Consider the following 20,525-nt stretch of genomic DNA (forward strand, 5'->3'; position numbering starts at 1 on the left):
ATTTGCTTGGTGCTGATTTTTTTGTACATTTTGTGCAATTAAACTAGGACAAGAAAAGTAGACAGTTTTTTATTTTTCTGTCTACTTTTCTTGTCCTAGTTTTTTTTTTTTTTTTTACATATATAATGTAAAATAATTAAAAATTTTAATAATTAAACTTAAATATTTAATGTATATATAACGGTAATTATTAAATTTAATTTAGAATTGTAAATTTAATTATAAATTTTTAATTTAAGAAGAGAGAAGAATATGGCAAATAAAAAATTAATAAAGAAATTTTTAACAATTGGAGTAACAACAAGTCCTTTGTTGCTATTTTTACCATCAGCATTGATAAGAGTTGATAACAAAGAAGCCGAAACAGGTGACTATGACCAAATAAATATTTTTTCAACAATCACAAGAAACGCTAATACAGCAGTAGAAAAATATGAAACAGGTTCATGGAACAAAGAAGTTTGAGGAAAAGTGGATCGAACATGATTTCCAAAGAATGATGACCCTTTAAAACCTGAAACAATTATGGAAATTTATGAAAATGGTCGATGGGTTGAATTACAAAATAGCGCTGGACAAAAAACAATTTGAAATCCAAGTGATGATTCCGCAAACGCTTTAAATCCTAATTTCGTTAAGAAAATTAGACTTAGATACTTGTCGATGAGAGCTTATCAAGACCAAGATTCAATGCTTATTCCCGAGAATTATTTTTCTGGTGGTTTTTGATTTTCTAAAGATATTGTTTTGGCAAGCGACATTGATGTAAAAATTTATGACGCGAGAAAATCAAAATATAAAACAAGCCCTAAATTAGAAAGACACGAAACCGTAACAATTGACCCTTTCTCATTTAGTTATACTAGTCGTACCACCGTTTCTCCTACAGTTATTTCAAACACTACCACTACAGACGGCACAAACGAAGAAAGCGTTTCAAAACAATTTTCAAGTAGATACAATGCTTTTTACACAGAAAATCCTTTAACAGGAGCAAAAAACACAAGTTGATCTGATAATAGTGATTGGGGAACAACTGATATTGTTCATGATATTTTTAGCTTTAATGGAGCAGCGTTTTTAAACAAATATGCACTATATAAACCTGACAATGGTTTATATAATGATGCTGCAAGTTTTGCTAAATCAGATGGTTGAATCACAATTCGTAATAGTCTTGGTGGTTATTTTTACTTTGCTTCAGGTCGCGGTACACAAGCTAGACCACAAGAAGTGGTATTAGAATTTGATGTTAGATTTAACATAAATTCGGATGGTACAACTACAAACGATTTCAACTCTACAACAAGATCGTTTTTTGGAACAACTCAAGCCTATCGTTATGATAATCAAAGCTTATTGCAAAAATTTTCTATGCAAAAACCTAGTTTTTGAAGAAACACCAATTTGATTATTAAAGAAGAATATGATGATAGAGTTAAAAAATCATTTAATACTTTAGATTTAAACGCCCCACAAGCAGAATTTTATTTAGTTAATACACAACTAAATAGTTCTAAAAATTTAAATGACAGTAATTCAGTTGTAAAAATTAATAGAAACAATATTAGCAACTATTCTGATTTTAGTAAACCTTTTACTAATAAAGCAGTTATTCAAGAATCTATTGATATTGATAACGTTGATTCTGCATCAACCACACCTTCTACTTGACAAGCATCTAACATTGAATTAGTTATTAAACAAGATGAAAAAAGCAAAAAATATTGAAAATTTGCTAATAATAATGGTAGATTCACATTAAGCGACCGTAATAACTTTTCAAGCGAAGCCAACATAAATTCAAACATTGTTTGATCATTAACTGATTATGGTACTGTTATTGCAACAATCAAAGAATCTAAATGACTAACGAATCTTCAAAAAGCACAATTAATGGCAGATTTAGAAAAGCAAATAGATCAAGATTACAACTTACCAGGTGGAACAGGCAAGAGAAATCTTAATGAATGAATTGCTTATGTTAAGGCATATGATGACTTGCAAAAACAAATTGAAGAAAAGTTCTTTGAAACAGTTAATTATGCTTCAAGCGATGAAAAAGTAACAGTTGATGACTATGATGGAACTAAAAAGTTGGATTATTTATTTTCAACTCCTGCTTACAAAAATAATATTGATTCTCGCAAATTTTCTTATTGAGAATATGCTGCTTACAAGAGTAATGAATTTAATCAAAGCGAAAAATTATTTGATAGATCAAATGCTCCAACAACTGTTAGCTATAACAATCTTCAATCAACCCTAGCAATTTGAAAAGGAGCGAACTTTGGCACTCCAAATGGTTTAAAAAACTTAAAAGCATTAGAAGATAAAATTAACAATTACGCAGTAATCGCCGATTCTGAATACAACAAACAACAAATTAAAACCTTTATTGAAAAAATTAAAAATAAAGCTTTAAATGATTTTGTAAATATTCAAGTTAAAAATGATCAAGGTCAATCAAGCACAACACTAGCAAACGCTTGAAAAGCAAACTGAAAATATGACTATTTAGGCGATATTCAAAAACTAGAAAAAGCTGTTAGTTTAGCTAATGACATTTACACTAAAACCAAAACATTTAATCAAGAATTAGACACAATCAAAACAAGTGATTTATTTACAGGTGGCAGTACATTAATTGACAAAAATCAAGCTAACACTTCTTATGTTTGAGATGGCCAAAACGCTAGAGAACAATTTAGTAATGTTAATGAACCAGCTTGAACAAAATTAATGAATCAATTAATTGGATCAGACAATGAAAATAATAAAGCAAATAATGTTTTTGCTTCAGAAACTAATTTATTAAGTGCCAACTTAAAACAAAATTACTTAACAGGTTTTAACAACTTAGTTACTTCATTAGACAACATTTTTGGCAATGGTGGTAAATTAGCTGAAGAATTTAAAAAGTATGTTTATATCGATGCTAAGAAATACTACGACATTGCTAACGAATCAAGCGCTTTAACAAATTGATTTGGAAAAATTAGCAAAATAAATGTTGCTGAGACAGAATATGGCAATCGTCATAATTTTACAACAAATGCCAACCAAGAATTTGTTTTAACTAAACCTGATCAAAACGAAATTAATGGTTACTTATTGCAAATTTCTAATGCAGTTTATAAAGAATCTGCTAGTGCTGTTAAAGCGCAAATTAAATCCTTACAAAACTTATCAGATGCTCAAAAACAAACTTTTAAAGGCGAAATCGACAAATTAATTGATACAAATTTAGATACAAATAAATTAAATGTAGTTTATAAAAATGATAGTGATTTCACTAAAACATTAAACTTAGCTAAAGAACAAGATAGAATTAATGGAATGACTAAAGCATTAGCTTCTGATGAAAATAAATTTGGTTATGATCAAGCTAATAATCAAACAAAATCAAATACCTTGGTTAGAGATGCTCAATTAGTCAAATTCTATCCAATTGATACTTTAACAGACGCAATTGTGGAAATTAAAGCAATAGCTGAAAAAGAGCAATTAGATGATAGCGGTAGAGCAAAATTAAATTTTGTTGTAAAATCAACTAAAAACTTATATAACACAACTATTCAAAGTGATGAAACAACATCTAATTGAATTACTGGTTTTGCTGCTGATAGAGTTCAAGAAAAACAAAGAATCGATACTTTAAATGCTACATTTGCCCTTAAAACAGCTAAATCGGTATTGGCTCGTGAAATTACTAAAGAAAACTTTGCTCAATATATTGATGTAAATGGAATTAATGATAAAACCGATGAAATTGTTCTTAAAGACAATTCATTTGTTGTTGATGATAAGACTGGAACATTAACTTTTGATTATGTAATTAAGTCAAAAAGAATTAATGATATTGAAACTGAACAAAGACAAGCAACAGTAAACAACTTTAAAACAGAAGTTGAAAGATTAAATGAATTGGTTGCTAATATTAAAAAGAACACATTAACAGTTTCAAACAATTCAATTAGCAATCAAGCAAACAGGTTACCTTCTGAAATTCAAGATAATGAAATTGTTTTTGGTGCTTTAAACAATCAAAATGCATTAGTAAAAATAAACAATATTGCTAAAAATGACGAAAACGGCACAATTACAGTTGATTATGCACTTCAATCAAGTATTGCCAAATTAAATGACCAAGTTTCAAGCGATACAAATTCAATTGTTTTAAACGGCTTTTTAACTACTTTAGAAAAGAAAAGACGTGAAGTTTTAGCAAAAATCAACAATAGTCAATTATTGACCAAGCAAGAACAAGCATCATTCTCAAATGAAGCAAACGCACAAGAGCAAACAGTTCAAAAATTAAATCAATTAACAATTAAAGTTGAAAAATATGAAATTGCTAATAAGGTTGCTACAACGTATCTTAATTTAAATGACAATCAAGCTTACAGAATAGCTGATCAAATTAGAAATGCTACTGACAAACAAACTTCCGAGCAAATGTTTAATAATGCTAGTGTTTTAAATGACAAAATGGGCGCTTTGAGCACAACTGTTGTTGATCAATTAAAAGTTTTAACTAATAATGATTCATTAAATGACAATCAAAATAGTGATGAAAAAACTAATGTTATATATAAATTAGCAAGCGATGACTTAAAACAAGCTTATGATACTGCTTTGTCAGTTGCGCAAGCATTATTAAATAAAAAAACAGGCACAAACGGAGATCTTCAAAAAGTTGAAAAAACATTGAGTGATCTTCAAGCCACTTACAATGCTTTAAATGGTAATAACAAAGTTAGTGAATTAAACAATAAAATAGATCAATTAGGTAATTTAAGTGCTAATCAAAAAGCTAAAATTAAAGAATTAATTAACAACGCTTCTTCAGCTAAGCAAGCTGATAAAATTTACCAAGAAGCAGAAAAATTAAATGCCAATCTACAAGCTTTAATTGACAAAATAGCAGAAGCTAAAGCTAAACAAGCTAAAGATATTTATACGAATGATACAAAAGCTAAACAAACTGCGTTTGATAAGGCAATTAGCGCAGCAGAAAAAACCTTAAATAACTTTAAACAAGACAATTTTGCCAACATAGATAGTTTAGATAAATTAACGCAAATTAACACAAACGTTGTTAATGAAACAAAAAAATTAAATGATGAAATTGAAAAATTAGATGGCAAAAGACAAATTTTAAGAGATGAAATTAATAACTATGACAATAGTTTATTAATTGATAAACAAAGATTCTTAACACAAATTGAAACTTTGGATCAAAATAATCCAGACCAAAGCAAAGTTGATGAAATACTCAGCTCTGCTTTTGCCGGAGCTAAAGCAAAAGCTAATGAAATTGTAGCTGCTTTAGCAAACTTAAGCAATGATGAACAAACTAAATACAAACAACAACTGGATAATGCTCAAAAAGCAACAATTGCTTCACCAGATGCTAATTTATTAACTATTATTCAAGCTGCTCAGGCAGACAATAATGCTAAAGAACAAGCAATTAAACATATTAAACAATTAAATGATTTAAATCAAGCTCAAAAAGATGCATTAGTTACAGAAATTACCAATTCAAATGTTGATCAAATTGAAGCCATTAAAGAAAAAGCTAATAATTTAGATCAAGCAATGACAAATACTAAAGTAACCATTTTAAACGAACTAAAATCATTAACAGAAAATGCTAATTTAGAATTAAATGATGATGCTTATTCAGCAGACAAAACTTTAGATAACTATCAATTTGCTTCTCATGATGTTAAAGCTAATTACGATGCTGAATTAGCAAAAATTAAAGAATTATTAAGCCAAAACACAGATAAAGCAACAATTGATCAAGCATTAAAAGAATTAGAAAAAGCTTACAAGGCACTTGATGGCGAAGAAAACAAAAACAAAAAAGCTAAAGCAGTTGATAAACTTGATAATTTATCAGAAGATCAAAAAGATAACATTAAAGACTTATTAAATAATGCTACTGATGAAGAAGCTGCACAAAAAATCTTAGAAAAAGCTCAAAAATTAGACTTAGCTCTTGGTGACTTAGAAAAGCAAATTACTTCTACAGAAGCTAAAGTTGCAACAAGCATTTATACCAACGATACCCAAGATAGAAAAGAAGCTGTTGATCAAGTCTTGGAAAATGCTAAAGCTAAATTAACAGAATTAAAAGCTAAAGATTTAAGCAATGCAACTGTTGATTCATTAAATAATTTAGCTGGTGAAGCAAACCAAAATAAAGAAGCTTTAAAAACTGCTGATGAAGCACTGGATGGAAATAGAGAAGTATTAAGAAATGACATTAAGAATCATTTCCCAAGTCTGAACGAAAATCAAAAAGGCTTATTAAAAGCTGAAATTGAAAAATTACCAAAAGTTCCAACACAAGAACAAACACAAGCTATTTATGACAAGGCTCTTAAATATGCACAAACCAATGCCAAAGATGAATTAGCCAAACTGGATAATTTAACTAAAGCTGAAAAAGATACATATATTGCTAAAATTGATGCTACCACATTAGATAAGACAAAAGAAGATTTTGCTATTAATGTTAAAAATCTTTTAGATAAAGCCAAAGCTGATGAAACAGCTAAAGTCCAAGCTATTGAAACAATTAATAAATTAACTAACTTAAATCCAGCTCAAAAATCATCCTTAACTGAAAAAGTCAAAAATAACCAAGCAAGTGAAGCTAATAATATTGTTGAAAAGGCTAAAGCAATTGATAACAAAATGAAAGCTTACAAAGATATTGCTGAAGTTAATAAAACAAGTGTTGATTATGTTGAAGCTGATGAAGATCGTCAAGTTAAATACAATAATCAAGTAGCAATTAGAACTGAAGATTTAGGTGATAACGGAACTAATTTAAGTGTTGAGCAAATTGATGCTAAAATTACTGAACTAAATAATGCAATCAATGGCTTAAATGGTGATGAAAAAGTTGCTCAAGCTAAAGAAAATGCTATTGCTAAAATTAATGGTGAAAACCCAATTTACACTAACTTAACTGCTCAACAAAAAGATGAAGCCATTGGTAAAATCAATGAAAAAGATAGAGTTGCTGATGTAAATACCGTTGATGCAAATAATGCATTAGTTAATGGCACAATGGCTACACTTGATCAATACTTAAACAACGAAACTAAGATTAAAAACGATATTAATTACACAGGTTCAGAAGAAGATTTAAGAAAAGCATATGACGATTCTATTCAAGCCTTAAAAGACTATAAAACAGCTTTAAACGAACCAAGTGATAACACAAAAGACATCTTAAGCAATAACAAGATTCAAGAAAAAATCAATGCGGTTCATGAAGCAATTAATAACTTAAATGGTAAAGAACACATTAAAACAGTTAGAGCTGAAGAAATTGCTAAAATTAATGCTTTAGAAAACATTAATGATGCTCAAAAATCAGCTTTAATTGCTAAAGTTGATAAAGCTACAACTCCTGAAGATGTTAGAGCTGTAACTGAAGAAGCAACAGCATTAGATGAAAAAATGGCTGAGCTTAAACAAGCAGTTGCCGACAATCAAGACACTACTAATAGTGTTGATTACAAAAATGCAACTGAAGAAAAAATGCGTGAATTTGATAAAGCGTTTAATAATGCAAGCAATTTAGCTGATAAAGAAAATGGAAGCGCTGAATTAAGTATTGACAACATAGATTCATTAATTGAAAAATTAAATGTTGCTGCTCAAAACCTTGACGGTGATGAAAAAATCAATAACAAAAAAGATGAAGCAAAAAACTTAATTAATGGTCTTGAACATCTTAATGACGCTCAAAAAACAGCTTTAATTGAAGAAGTTGATAAAGCTAAATTGTTAGCTAATGTTGACAAAGTGGTTGATAAGGCTCAAACATTAAACGATGCTATGGGTCAATTAAAAGAAACAACTAAAGCAATTAATGATGAATTAACTCAACTAGATAATCCTAAATATGTCGCAGCTTCTCAAGAACCAAAAGCCAACTACGACGAAGCTAAAACCAAAGTTGATGAATTAATCAGTAAACAAGGTTCAAATGAAGACGTTGCTAAAGTATTAGAATTAGAAAAAGCTTTAATTGATACAAAAAATGCGCTTGACGGTGATAAAAACTTTGAATATGCTAAACAAAAAGCAATTGAAAAAGTTAATGGAAATAAAAACTTAACTCCTGCTGAAAAACAAGCTTTAATAGATCAAATTAAAGACTTAACTATTCCTTCTAATTCAGATAATGCTGATGAAGTTCAAAACTTCAAAGACAATTTAGATAAAATCGTTAATAAAACAAACTTAATTAATGATGTTAAAAACAATTCTGATTTAACACCTGAACAAAAAGCAGATTTAATTGACGATATTCAAAAAGCTAATGTTGATGATAAATTAAACAGTGAAGCTGACAAAAATTCATATGGTGATACATTAGACAACATTAAAGCTAAAGAAAAAGCTTATGAAAGAATTAACGCTACTGATGACTCTCAATTAAACGCTGAAGATAAAGCAAAATTAAGTGATAATATCAGTCAATTGGACCCTAGAGATAAAACATTTGCTGATCAATTAGCTAATGAAAGTCTTAAAGAAGATAAAATCAAAGAAATTAGAAATAATCCTAATTTAACTGATGATCAAAAATCACAATTAATTGATGAAGTTGCTAACTTAGACAATAAACAAGATAATTTAGAAAATCAAATTGCTAACATTGATCAAAAAGCTAAACTAATTGAAAAAATTCAAACTAATGAACACATTAGCGATGAAGACAAAAACAAATTAGTAAATGAAGTAATTAATGTACCTCATGATGACAGTAAATTAACTGATAAATTAAATAACATTGAATCTAAATTGAATTTAATTGATCAAATTAAACAAAACCCTAATTTAGATGAAAATACTAAAGAAGCTTTAATTGATCAAGTTCATAACTTAGCAAAAGATTCAGATAATTTTGCTACTGAAGCAAATAATATTTCAGCTAAAGTTAAAGCAATTGAACAAATTAAAGCAAATGATCAATTAACTGAACCAAACCAAGCAACATTAATTAATGAAATTATTGACTTAGATAACAATCGAACAAAATCAAGTCTTGATTATCAAATTAGTAATGTTGATAAAAAAGCCGAACTTTACGAACAAATTAACCAATCAGACTTGCCACAAGCTCAAAAAGACGCATTAATTGCTGAATTAGACCCAATTAATGCTAATAGTAAAAATGCTTCAGTAAGCTTTGACAACATCAAAGATCAATTAAATAAATTAAGCAAAATTAATAATGATCAAACTTTAAGTGACAATGATAAAGCTAAATTAGTTGAAGATGTTTTAGCTAACAATCCAACTGAACAAAACTACAATGAAATAGCTAGAAACATTGACAAAAAACAAGAAGCAATTGATCAAGTTAGACAAAATCCTAACTTAACACAAGAACAAAAAGATTCAATTTCTCAAAAAATTAGAGAATTAGATGAAACAAGCGAAGAATTTACTAATAAATTAGCCAATGAAAAAGCTAGATTAGACTTAATTGATCAATTACATCAAGAAGCTAAAGACAACAAAATTTCTGATGAAACCAGAGATAAATTAATTAGCGAAACACTGGATTTAGCTAATGATTCAAGCTTTGTAAATAACTTAAATAACATTAAAGCTAAAGACAAATTAATTCAACAAGTTAAAGCGAGCGACGTGCTTAATGACACAACCAAAGCAACATTAATCAATAACATTTTAGATAATAATGCTACAAGCACAGAATTTGATAATAAACATAATCAAATTACTCAATTATATGTTGATGCTGAAGAATTAGCTAAAGCTAAAAATGATTTAGTTGATTTAACCAAATCTAAGAAATTTGAAAAATTAACTAAAGCTAAACAAGATGCAATTAATAAAGCAATTGCTGATTCGGATGAAATTTTAAATAATCTTAACTCTTATAACAACGAAGATGTAGTTAAACAAACAACTATTGATAAAAAATTAAAACAAGCATCACGGATCTTAATCTGACCATACATTGTAGCTGTTTCAGCTGTAACTTGATTAATTGGTATGTTAATCTTTGTATTCGGTAGAAAGAAAAAATAAGAAGTTAATTAACAATTAACAAACAATCAAAATCAATCAGTACTAGATAAAAATAGTGCTGATTTTAAACTAGGACACGAAAATTGGACAAAAGTTTAATTTGTCATAACACCTCAAGATTCTTGAGGTGTTTTTCAATTCAGTACAGATTGAATTCTTTCAGTGTTATATCAAAATATAAAATTATTAATTAAATTTTTAAGTTCTTTAAATGTAATTTTTGATATGTCTATTAATTTTAAACATTCAGATTTCAAAATTGAAAAGAAATATTCAGCTTTCCTATTATCCAAAGAATTTCCAACCCTTCCCATTGAAACCACTCCATTGTTCTTTTGAATTGTTTCTACATAATTTTTTGAAGAATATTGAAATCCATGATCAGAATGTGCAATTCATTTTTGATTTAATTTTATTTTTGACATATGTTGCATAACCAGTTCAAGATCATTTTTTGTTGAAAGATTGTAATTAACAATATATTTACTTTTATGATCAATGGCAACTGACAAGAAAACAAAATTGTTTTCACAATCTTTTGGGGCTTGAATATATGTTACATCTGTTGCGATAATTTGATTTTTTTGACCTTTGTAATCTCGATTTACTAAATCAATAAATTTTACATTTGTATTTTTTTGTTCTCTGTCTTTTCTCTTTTTTCTAATTAAACAAAACAAATTTAATCTATTCATTATTCTACCAATAGTTCTATAATTAAGCGTTATTTGATATTGTCTTTTTATATAATTTTCAAGTCTTTTTCTTCCAAATAAACATTTATTTTGTTTAAATGATTTAATTACTAATTCATCATATTTATTATTAAATTTTAGATTTTTATTTTGTTTATTTTTTGTTTTTAAATTATGAATGGTTGATTTAGACTTGTTAAATGAAAGAGCCAATTTTCTTACAGAAATTGAAGACTTTTTTATCTTAGAAATATCAACTTCAATTCCATTTTTATCAAAAGAATCTTTGTAAATTTCCAAAAGTTCTATTAATTGTTCTTTTGGCATTTTCTCTCACTCTTTTTTAACAATTTCAATTGGGGTTATATTTTTCTTTTTTCGCCTTCCTACACCTTTACCTTTTTTAGAAGATTTGCCTGTTTGAGATTCTAAATTAGTCATACCTAAATTATATCTTTTGTAATTTCTAATAAAATATCTTTTCACTTCTATGAATTTTTTATCAAAAAAGCTAATTCCTCTGATTGAAAGAAACTTATTTTCAAAATCATTTTTTGCAATTAAACCTTTTTTATAATCATGATAAATTGAAAAAAGTTCAAGTCATTCATGCTGTTTAAGTTGTCTCATATATTCTCCTATACAAAAAACACGAAATATGGATTGTCCATATTTCGTGTCCCTGTTTAATTTTTTGTATTTTTTTAAAACCAAAAAATTGCACAAAAATCACTTAAAAATTTCATAAATGTGAAACCACCCTAAAAATATTGATGTGTTATTATGTCTAATTAACCCTTCTGTCCACTTTTGGTGTCCCTGTTTATTTCTTTTTGTTTAGAATTTTCACAAGAAGCAACAAATGCCACAGGAATTAATGCCATACCTGGAATTGATACAATTTTTCAAAAAAGTTTTAATTTTTTCATAATTTTTCCATAGGTATATAATATATATATATATATATATATATATATATATATAATCATGAGTTAAAAAGTGTTAAGAAATAAAGTCTATCAATGTCTTTTTAGAATTTGATACTACACATATGATAACTTAACTAACATAATAGTAACCGTCCGAAGTTCTTGAGCTCCTTGTTTTGTCGTCAGCAAACAGGAGCACAAGACGAGGACAGTAAGTCTTTCAGTAGTTAATTAGAATAAGTGTTGTTATTTATATTTTAAAAAGACATAAAACAACCAATAATCTTCTTACTATTATTTTAACAGAGAAAAACAAACTATATAGACACAATATTATGATTTTTAAAATATAAATATATACCTTATTACCTTATTTAATTTCTTCCTACAGTGGAAAAATTAAATAAGGTATATATAAGATATATACACTAATAACTAATATATAAAATATATTTTTAATGAATATATTTTATATATTAGTATATATACATAATATGTATTTAAAAACTATTTTAACATATTTTTAAATACATATTATGTTATTGCATATATAGTATATTTATATACTATATATGCTTACGTTCTTTTTATCAGTAGTCTTTGTGTAAGTTGATAGCATCAAAGCAATAAAAAAACAGCAATGTTAATTACTGTTTAAATCGCTCTTTTACTCTGACTATTTGAAAATTCTTTTAAGGAGTGAGAATCCCTTTATTCTTATTTGTGATAACCTAACTCAACAATTAAGTTCAAAAAATATAATATATTAATGTTCAATTTCTTTAAATTTAGAAAAGAATAATTAATGAAAAAAACTTTTCAATCCCTAGCAGCATCTATAACTATAATAAATTGATTTTGTATCAGCTTACTCTTCAAAATAAAAGAACTCCAAAAGTGAGTTTGCTTTAGCTTTTGTATTACATTTATCTCTACAAAGAAAGGTCACTTATGGCTGATTGGAGTTCAGTGATACTTAAGAAACGAAAGAGATTTTTTGTATGCTTGTTTTGTAAATTTGTCTCTGCTTAAATATCATTTATATTATACCATATATTTTATTTATTTTATAAATAAAATATATATTTTGTTGAATAAAAAAATATTTTGGAAAAAATAAAAAAATGCTGTTATAATATTAACAGCAGTTAAACAAAAGTCAGACCCTTGTTTAGCATACAGTTGAACTTATAACTTCTTTTAGTTATTTGTGTGATACATTCTTTAAGTATGTTAAAAAAGAGAAGTCAGAGATGCTTGTTTAATCTCTGACTTTATTTATTAACTTAACTGCTTCAAACTTTGAAAATAAAAAAAGAAAGGAAATCAACCTTTAATTCAGACCCTGTTGATTTCCTCAAGAATAGTATAGCATAAAAATCAACAGGGAAAAGTTTAAAGTTTGATTATTTGCACAATGAATTTAAAAGAATACTCAAAAATTTATGTTGATAATTTACATAACTCAAAAACAAGACAGACATATAAATATTTCTTTGATAACTTCTTTAAATGTTTCTCAACACCAGAACCATCAAATGAAGAACTTAAAACAGTAATAAAAGATTACAGAGATAGATTAAAACCTAGCTCACAACAAACATTCTTCTCAATGCTTAAATCATTAATAACAAAATACAACCAACTAGAACAAAAGTTTGTTTATGATGTTTCAATCATTCCAAATATCAAAACAGTTAAAGCAGCAACATATGTTCCAGATGTTGTTGAACTTTCTAAAATAAAGAAATATGCACTCAACTATGATAATTCAAAGGGTGTTGCTTCGTTTGTCTTATTTGCTATCGAAAACGGTGCTAGATTTAGTGAAATTTGTAATGTTTTAGCTAACAAAGACAACTTTGTATATATGGAAGAAATAGAAGTGTATTCATCATATACACAAGCTAACAAGAACAACAATTTTAGAGCTTACAACATCTCTAAAGAGTATTGACCTTTATATGAAGAATTCATTGATAATTCAAAATTCCCTAGAGATATGAATTATCAATTCACAAAGTTTATAGCTGAACTAAAAAGAGACTTACCAGAGTTTGCTGATAAACCAATTACAATTCATACATTCAGAAAAGCGTTTGTTACCAATCAATATAGAAACAATACAGATATTGTAAAAATTCAAAAATCAACAGGTCATAAAGACACAACAACATTAATAAATACATACATAATTCAAACACCTGAAGAGTTAGCAAAGATAGTTAAAGATGCTACTGACCCAGCAAGACTTAAACTCATTAATCAAGCTGAAATGATGAGAGAAATTGAACAACTTAGAGACTTTAAAGATATTGCTCTCATCAATGAAAAGAAACAATTAGCACTGTTAGAAGCTGAAAGATTAGAAAACCAAAAATTAGCAAAAGAAAATGAAAAATTAAGAAAACAAATTGAATTGCTTGAAAGAGGAAATAATGAAAACAATTAATCATTCACAAATATCAAGAATAATAGAAATCACTTCAAAACTTTTAACTTCAAAGGAATTTATAACTTGTCCTATTAAAGAAATAAACGACTTTGTAAGGGAACAAAACTATGTTTATGATAGTAAGTTCAAAAACTCTATTTCTGATGATTTTAACTCATATATTTGCAAGATAGAAGAAGACGGGACAGTCTTTCATTCATACCTTAAAGTTTTAAAGTTATGAACCAATAAAGTATGTTCTAACTTAACTGAATCAGAAGCTGTTGAATTACTTAAAAAAATAAAAGCATTCAAAGAATATAAAGGGGACAAATAATGAAGAAAACAAAAATACCATCTGAACTTTTGTTATTCACAGAACCAAAAGAAAGAAAATGAGAAAAGCTTAAAAGATACTTCAGAGAATGAAGAGATTTCAGAAAACAAAAACAAAGCTATGAGAATGTTATTTCATTAATTACCATACTTGCAAATAAAGAATCTTTGAAGTTAATGGTTCAAATGTCTTTTGCTGATAAAATGTTCTGAACATATAAGAAGTTTTCTGTAATTTCCTTTATTTCGAAATTAGAAGTATTTTGAAGTGTTGAAGAAGAATTTTTAGACTTCTTGAAGAGACAATTATATGATTATATTGATAGACAAAATCAAAACGATGCAAATAACTTTAATGATGTTTTTGAAGGTATTTATGAGATAGTTCATAGAACAACGACATATTATCTAAAAACGCATTACTCAGACAAATATCAAAGGGATAAGTTTTTAAAATAATTATGATTAAAGAAAAAATCAAACTTCCAAACTTCGGAGAGCTTGGAATAGATATAAAAGAATATCTCTGAAAAAACCTTCCTTCTTCATTTAGTGAATTTGATTCGAAGTTTTCACAAACATTTAAAACTTATATGATAAAGTGAATGCATACAAAAGAAATCGACCTTGACTTATACCCACAATATAAACATATTTTAATGTATATGACTTTTATAAACTTCAGAAAAGAACTACAGCTTGCTAATTTACTTAATAAAGCAAACTTCAAAATCAAAGCAACTTCTTCTTTTGTTGATATGAAATACAAAGTTGATTTATATGGAACCAACCCAAATAATGAACTTATATTTATACAAGTTAAACCACACGATAATCATAATAATGAATATGATTTGACTAACTTGTTAGAATATTCAAAAAAGCACTCTGCTACTCCTTACATCGCTTTCAAACAGAACCAACAATGAAAGATTAAGAAGCTCAATACAAACAAAAAAACAGCTTAAACTGCTGTTTTTTCTTTGTCCTTGGTCTTAATAATCTCTTTAAGTCTTTCGAGCTCTTCTTGCTCTAAAGGGACATTCTCTAGCACTGTAATAGCAGCATCTATTGAATGAACTTTCATTCACTTAAAGAAATCTAAAACCTTTTTAAAAAATTGTCTTATCTTGTCCATTTTAATTTTCTCCATCAATAATTTGTTTAACTATCTTTTTCACATCATTAGATACACCATTGTTTTCAACATATACCTTAAAAGCAGCATTATATCTATCTTGTGAAAGTTCAATGTTTCTTAATCTTTTGTTAATATCATCTATTTTCTTTGTTTGCTGTTCTATTAGATGAATCAATGCATTCACTTCATCTCCTTGTTTTGTGTTTGTTATATTAATGTGATTAGCAGACTTATTTACATTGTTTGGCTGCTTGTTTTGTTTGTATTTAGTTATTAATCAATAAACAACATACATCAAAGCAATAACAGTAACAGAACCACCTGCTCCTGCTATTGCTGTAATTACATTTTCACTCATTTTTTACCTTGAACTATTCTTAAAGCGTGCTACTAATATAGCATATTCATTTGGAGATATGGGGTCTCTATGGTTAGATGCTCTATCTCATATTGTTAATTGTGTGTCTGTTGATTTTGTATATTTGATAACAACATTGATTGCAATTTTCTCAACTGCTTCTCTGTAAATGTATGGTGTTTTTTGTCCTGCTTTGAACTTAAGTTCATTATTCTCAACATAGAAGTAATCTCCTTGTGCTCCTATAGCTGCATGTGATATTTGTAAGATTGGAAATTGCTTTCTATTTTGTGGTTCATCAGTTGATGAATAAGCAGAAAAACTCCCCTCAATATTCACTAAGTCTTTAACCCCTGCTATTAATGTTGAAGGTGTGTCGTTACTTCATTCAGTTTCATATTTAACTAATTTCTTATATATAGGGAAACCGTCTAGATATTCCCCTGTGAATTGCTCCTGTTCAGTTGTGTTAATAGCTCAAGCTAGTGTTGTTCCCATCTCGTCAACTGTTTCTCCTAAATCCGCAATATCACTATTTCAGGGTTGTGAATCTAACTCTTCCCTCATTACTTTAACCAGTTGATAAAGATATTTGGTAGCTTCACCGTTTGATTTTGTCTTTTCAAGCTCTTCGATGTTTTGAACTAGCTCTTTAAACTTTTGTTCAGCTTGTTTAAGAAATCCTAGTTCTGGTTCTCCTTCAGCAGCATCATCACTTCCGAATAAGCTGTCGTACACTTCTTTAACTTTCAAGTCAACGTTATCTTTTCAAAGCGTTAAAGTAGGATATACTGAATTTCATTTCTCTTCATCTGCTGCTCTTACTTCATTGATGCTTTGAAGTGTGTTAGTGTATTGCTCTTCATAGTTTCTTTTAAATGTTGAAAAAGCTTCAATCTCTTGATTTAGAGCATTCTCTAACCTAGTTCTTTCAGCTTCTAGTTGCTCAATTTTGTTAATGTTATCTAAAATTTGATTTGCTTGGACTTTGTCCATTTGAATATTTTTTCTAATCTCTGCTCATTCAATTGATGATGGTATTCTTTCAGCTGATAACTTAAGGTTTTTAATGTCTGTGTCTATTTGTTCTGTCTTTGTTTCAACTGTCTTTTTAAATCCTTTAATATCTTCATTTACCTTATCAAAATCAGTTGTTGAAACAAAACCTGATAGCTTGTCTAAACCTTTAACAATTTCAACCCCTAAACTATCTCATTCACCATCATAAAGCAATTTAGCAGCAATCGGGTTCAAATGTTGTTCAGCAAATACAAACTCTCTTTGTGTTCCTAATACTTGAGCAGAACCTCCTAAAAGTGTAAGTCTTGAATTAACTTCAGGAATAGCATTATTTGTATATCTATTATTTACTTCGTGGAACATTGATTTTTTAAGTAATTGATATCTATCATCTCCAATAGCGTTTTTGAACTGTTCCACATTGTAATCAACTTTTTTAGCAACCAGTGATACAACACTGTTTATTAAAGCATTAACAGAGTTATAAACGCTGTAAATTACTCTGTTATATATTTCTTCATCTGATAACTCACTCATTAAATTAGAGAGCTTTTTTGGTGTCTTGAAAGGGACTAGCATATTGAATTCAGAGCTTTTAAACTCTTCAAATGATAGACCCATATTTTTGATAAATAAAACTTCTTGTCTGTCCATCTTATTTTGTCCTTTTTATTCTCTTTGCTTGTTTTGTAAATGTTCGTGATTCATTACCGTAAATGTAAGGTGTGAATTTAAGTACTTTTTTACCTTTAGCATTTGTAGTTTGATAAGCAAATAGTTGTGTTTTGTTTGTTCTGTGTTTTTTAACATATTTATCATATTGGTTTGTTTGAAATAATGTTTCATCTAAAGCATCAGCTGTAGCATAATGCTCAGCTAATCTGAATCTCTTAAGGAAATCTCTTTGAACTAACTTATCAACTTCGAACTCTGTTGATGTGTCTATTCTTATTCTTCCCATATCTCAACCTCAAGCTCAATTGTCCAAATAATATTGTCCTTTTGATGGAGCTTTTAAGAAGTTAAACATTTCTTGGTAAGACATAGTGAATTGTAAAGGTCTTTTTCCTTTTGGAGAGTTCTTTGATTTAGTCGCATCTCTCTTAAAGTATAAGAAGAATGAAACATCATTGCTTTGGTCTCAATATCTTTCATCATAAAGTCGTATTCCACTAATTCACGAACTATTAAAATAGAATTGTCCTTTATTTGCTAATCTATTTGCTCTGATATATTTGTTTGCTGTTTTTGGACTAATTACCTTCTTTTTAATGATTTGATTTTGTAATTGCTTTTTATAATAAGCAGCTTGTAATCTAACCATTTTGTCTTTAATATTCTTTTTAACTAATTGTTGTGCTTTTGTTGATAATTTAGTCACTAAACTAAAAGGGTTCTTTACAATTGAGAAAAACTCTTTTCCTGTTTGAATTGCTTTGCTTATTGTTTTAGCATTTACAAACTTTCTAATTGTGGTGCTTTTAATTAGTTTGTATTTATCAACATACTTAAAAGCAGTCTTTGTAATTGTTTCAATCTTTTGTGTTAGTCCTTGTTTAATAAATGAAACAGCTTTTTTTGCTGCTTGAATACCTTTAGCAATACCCTTTCCAAATTTAGTTACTTTTTTAATATATGAAAGTCCTTTTGCTAAACCAAAGGTTGCTGTTTCAATAGCAGTTGATATAGCAACAGAAGCTCAATCAACTGCTCCATTATTCTCAACCAATGAAACAATTACATTCTTTACAAATCTTGCTCCTATCTTGATAAGTTGTAAAGGAATAGCACCAATTGGTAATACCACACTTAAAGCATCAATTGCTACCTCTAAAACAACGTCTATAAAAAAAGATGAAACAGCTTTGAATATTTTGCTTCAAATTGTTTCATCTTTTTTCTCCTTGTCTTCTCTGATAGCTCTTAAATAAGATAATCTCTCTTGTGTTGATTGATACTTAATTTGAGGTTCCTTGAAAACTAAAAGCATAACTGTCTAATCTCTTGTAGCTGGTTCAGTGATGAATTTGTCTTCATTTTGTTTAGATTTAGCGCTTGAAGCAATACCATAAACTAACCCAGTGTATAAAACACCTAAAGCATTAGCAATTTCAGCTCTTACAACAATATCAGCTGAAGCATTATCAATTGGTCCCATATACATTTTGATAGCATTTACCGCTCTTAAACCAACGAATGTTGGAGCAACCAACACATCTAATTGGTTAAGAAAAGGGTTAGAAACAACTTTGTAACCGCCGATATAACCAATTGAGTATTGACCACCATCAAATGTTTCTTTTGCTCTGTCTCCAACAACTCCAGCATCAGCTAAATAGTCAAATGCTACAGGGTGAATTGATACTAAAATATCATCTGGTGCAATTTGGTCAATTCCTTGTTCTGGTGAATATGTTAATGTAAGTTTTGTTGCTAACTTAACAATTTCTTTTTTATATTCAGCAGGTGTTTTTGTTTCGAAATCAATAACTGAAACTTTGCTGTTTTCAATAGCTCTATTTTCTAAAAGGTTGAATCCTGTTCTTTCTGTTAATCTAACGAAGTCTTGAGACATCTTTGAAAGCTTAATTGAAGCAATATCAATTGGTAGCAATTCTTTTTCTTGAGCTGTAAGTCCTTCATAAGCAACTAAAGGTTCATTTCAGCTTACTGAAACTTGTTTTCCTAATCTGAATTTATCAGGTGCTCCTGCTCCAATTCCTTCTGCTCTATTTTTGAAAACAGTTGAAGGGTTTAACATAACAGAAATGCTTCTTTGTGAAACTTCTAAAACTGTGTTCCCTTGTGCGTATTTTGAAAAAAGTGATCTGTCTTTATAGTAATCAACTAATTGTGTCGCTGTGATTTGTGAAAGTGTAATTGGTGAGTTTGAGTTTGATGCATCTACTAAACTCTTTTCACTTGTTAAAATTGATTTAATTTGTGTATTTAACATGTTTATCTCCTTTAATCTATGATTATTCCATTACCTCAATACTTAGCTTTGAACTCTTGTTGCGGTTCTTTGCTTTGTGTTGGTTCTGGTGTTTCTTCTTTAACTTCTCAACCTAATTCAGAAGCTTGTTTTAATATTGAAGTTTTTAAATTAGTAAAATCTAAATTATTGAGCTCAATCTTTTCTTTGTTAACTTTTCCTTTAAAGTTCATTGTATCAATGGTATTATCAACAATTAACTTAATATTTTCTTTTGCTAATTTATTCTCTTCAAAAAGTTTTGAATAGAGTTCTTTTGTTGTTTCAAATTCAGAGAGAGTTGATTTTAGAGTTTCAATCTCTTGTTCTTTATTTGATAACTTTGTTTTAATATAGTTCTCTAATTCTTCTTTTGTTTCAAAAATAGCATATGTATCTAAAGCATTAAGAATTTGAGTTCTTTTAGCATCTTCAGATAAACCTAATTTTTGAAAAGTTTCTTGGTCAGAAAGACCTAATTTTTGTGAAATCTTCTTGATAATTTCCATAATGTTCTGTCTTTATAAGGCCGCAGTTCCTTGT

The 20,525-nt window shown here is 28.2% G+C and carries 13 protein-coding genes; 5 read left to right on the forward strand and 8 right to left on the reverse strand.

From position 1 onward, the window contains the following. Window positions 1–252: 252 nt before the first annotated feature. A complete protein-coding gene (locus VBM89_RS01065; protein WP_323188474.1) occupies window positions 253–10,095 on the forward strand; it encodes a lipoprotein 17-related variable surface protein in 9,843 nt (3,280 codons plus the stop codon). 95 nt (window positions 10,096–10,190) lie between these two features. On the opposite strand, the gene VBM89_RS01070 is transcribed toward VBM89_RS01065, so the two are convergent. Together VBM89_RS01070 and VBM89_RS01075 are read right to left on the reverse strand one after the other, a co-directional pair. Continuing rightward, a complete protein-coding gene (locus VBM89_RS01070; RefSeq protein WP_323188475.1) occupies window positions 10,191–11,420 on the reverse strand; it encodes an IS3 family transposase in 1,230 nt (409 codons plus the stop codon). A gap of 161 nt (window positions 11,421–11,581) precedes the next feature. Beyond that, window positions 11,582–11,719, reverse strand: a complete 138-nt coding sequence (locus VBM89_RS01075) for a hypothetical protein (protein ID WP_323188476.1) — start codon at window positions 11,717–11,719, stop codon at window positions 11,582–11,584. Between the two features lie 1,417 nt (window positions 11,720–13,136). Between VBM89_RS01075 and VBM89_RS01080 the strand changes: the two genes are divergently transcribed. From VBM89_RS01080 to VBM89_RS01095, 4 genes are read left to right on the forward strand one after another with little or no spacing between them, the layout of a single operon-like run. Further along, on the forward strand, window positions 13,137–14,171 hold the full coding sequence (locus tag VBM89_RS01080) for a tyrosine-type recombinase/integrase (protein ID WP_323188477.1): 1,035 nt from the start codon (window positions 13,137–13,139) through the stop codon (window positions 14,169–14,171). Next, window positions 14,158–14,490 (forward strand): hypothetical protein, encoded by a 333-nt coding sequence (locus VBM89_RS01085; RefSeq protein WP_323188478.1) that lies wholly within the window; start codon window positions 14,158–14,160, stop codon window positions 14,488–14,490. The genes VBM89_RS01080 and VBM89_RS01085 overlap by 14 nt, the downstream gene beginning before the upstream one ends. Then, window positions 14,490–14,948 carry a hypothetical protein gene (locus VBM89_RS01090; protein WP_323188479.1) on the forward strand — a complete coding sequence of 153 codons (459 nt, stop codon included), beginning with the start codon at window positions 14,490–14,492 and terminating at the stop codon, window positions 14,946–14,948. Before VBM89_RS01085 ends, VBM89_RS01090 begins: the two co-directional genes overlap by 1 nt. 2 nt (window positions 14,949–14,950) lie before the next feature. Beyond that, window positions 14,951–15,457, forward strand: a complete 507-nt coding sequence (locus VBM89_RS01095; RefSeq protein WP_323188480.1) for a hypothetical protein — start codon at window positions 14,951–14,953, stop codon at window positions 15,455–15,457. Here the strand turns inward: VBM89_RS01095 and VBM89_RS01100 are convergent. The 6 genes from VBM89_RS01100 to VBM89_RS01125 are packed head-to-tail and all read right to left on the reverse strand — an operon-like array spanning window position 15,454 to window position 20,491. Then, window positions 15,454–15,627, reverse strand: a complete 174-nt coding sequence (locus VBM89_RS01100; protein ID WP_323177455.1) for a hypothetical protein — start codon at window positions 15,625–15,627, stop codon at window positions 15,454–15,456. The genes VBM89_RS01095 and VBM89_RS01100 overlap by 4 nt on opposite strands. A gap of 1 nt (window position 15,628) precedes the next feature. Further along, on the reverse strand, window positions 15,629–15,988 hold the full coding sequence (locus tag VBM89_RS01105; protein ID WP_323188481.1) for a hypothetical protein: 360 nt from the start codon (window positions 15,986–15,988) through the stop codon (window positions 15,629–15,631). 3 nt (window positions 15,989–15,991) lie between these two features. Continuing rightward, window positions 15,992–17,662: a hypothetical protein gene (locus VBM89_RS01110; protein ID WP_323188482.1), complete on the reverse strand. Its 1,671-nt coding sequence runs from the start codon at window positions 17,660–17,662 to the stop codon at window positions 15,992–15,994. A gap of 1 nt (window position 17,663) precedes the next feature. Beyond that, on the reverse strand, window positions 17,664–18,998 hold the full coding sequence (locus tag VBM89_RS01115) for a hypothetical protein (protein WP_323188483.1): 1,335 nt from the start codon (window positions 18,996–18,998) through the stop codon (window positions 17,664–17,666). Between the two features lie 6 nt (window positions 18,999–19,004). Then, on the reverse strand, window positions 19,005–19,964 hold the full coding sequence (locus VBM89_RS01120) for a hypothetical protein (protein ID WP_323188484.1): 960 nt from the start codon (window positions 19,962–19,964) through the stop codon (window positions 19,005–19,007). Window positions 19,965–19,975: 11 nt separating this feature from the next. Continuing rightward, a complete protein-coding gene (locus tag VBM89_RS01125; RefSeq protein WP_323188485.1) occupies window positions 19,976–20,491 on the reverse strand; it encodes a hypothetical protein in 516 nt (171 codons plus the stop codon). Window positions 20,492–20,525 lie beyond the last annotated feature (34 nt).

The organism is Mycoplasma sp. 1199 (assembly GCF_034863365.1).
In the GTDB taxonomy this organism is placed as follows: domain Bacteria; phylum Bacillota_I; class Bacilli_A; order Mycoplasmatales; family Metamycoplasmataceae; genus Mycoplasmopsis.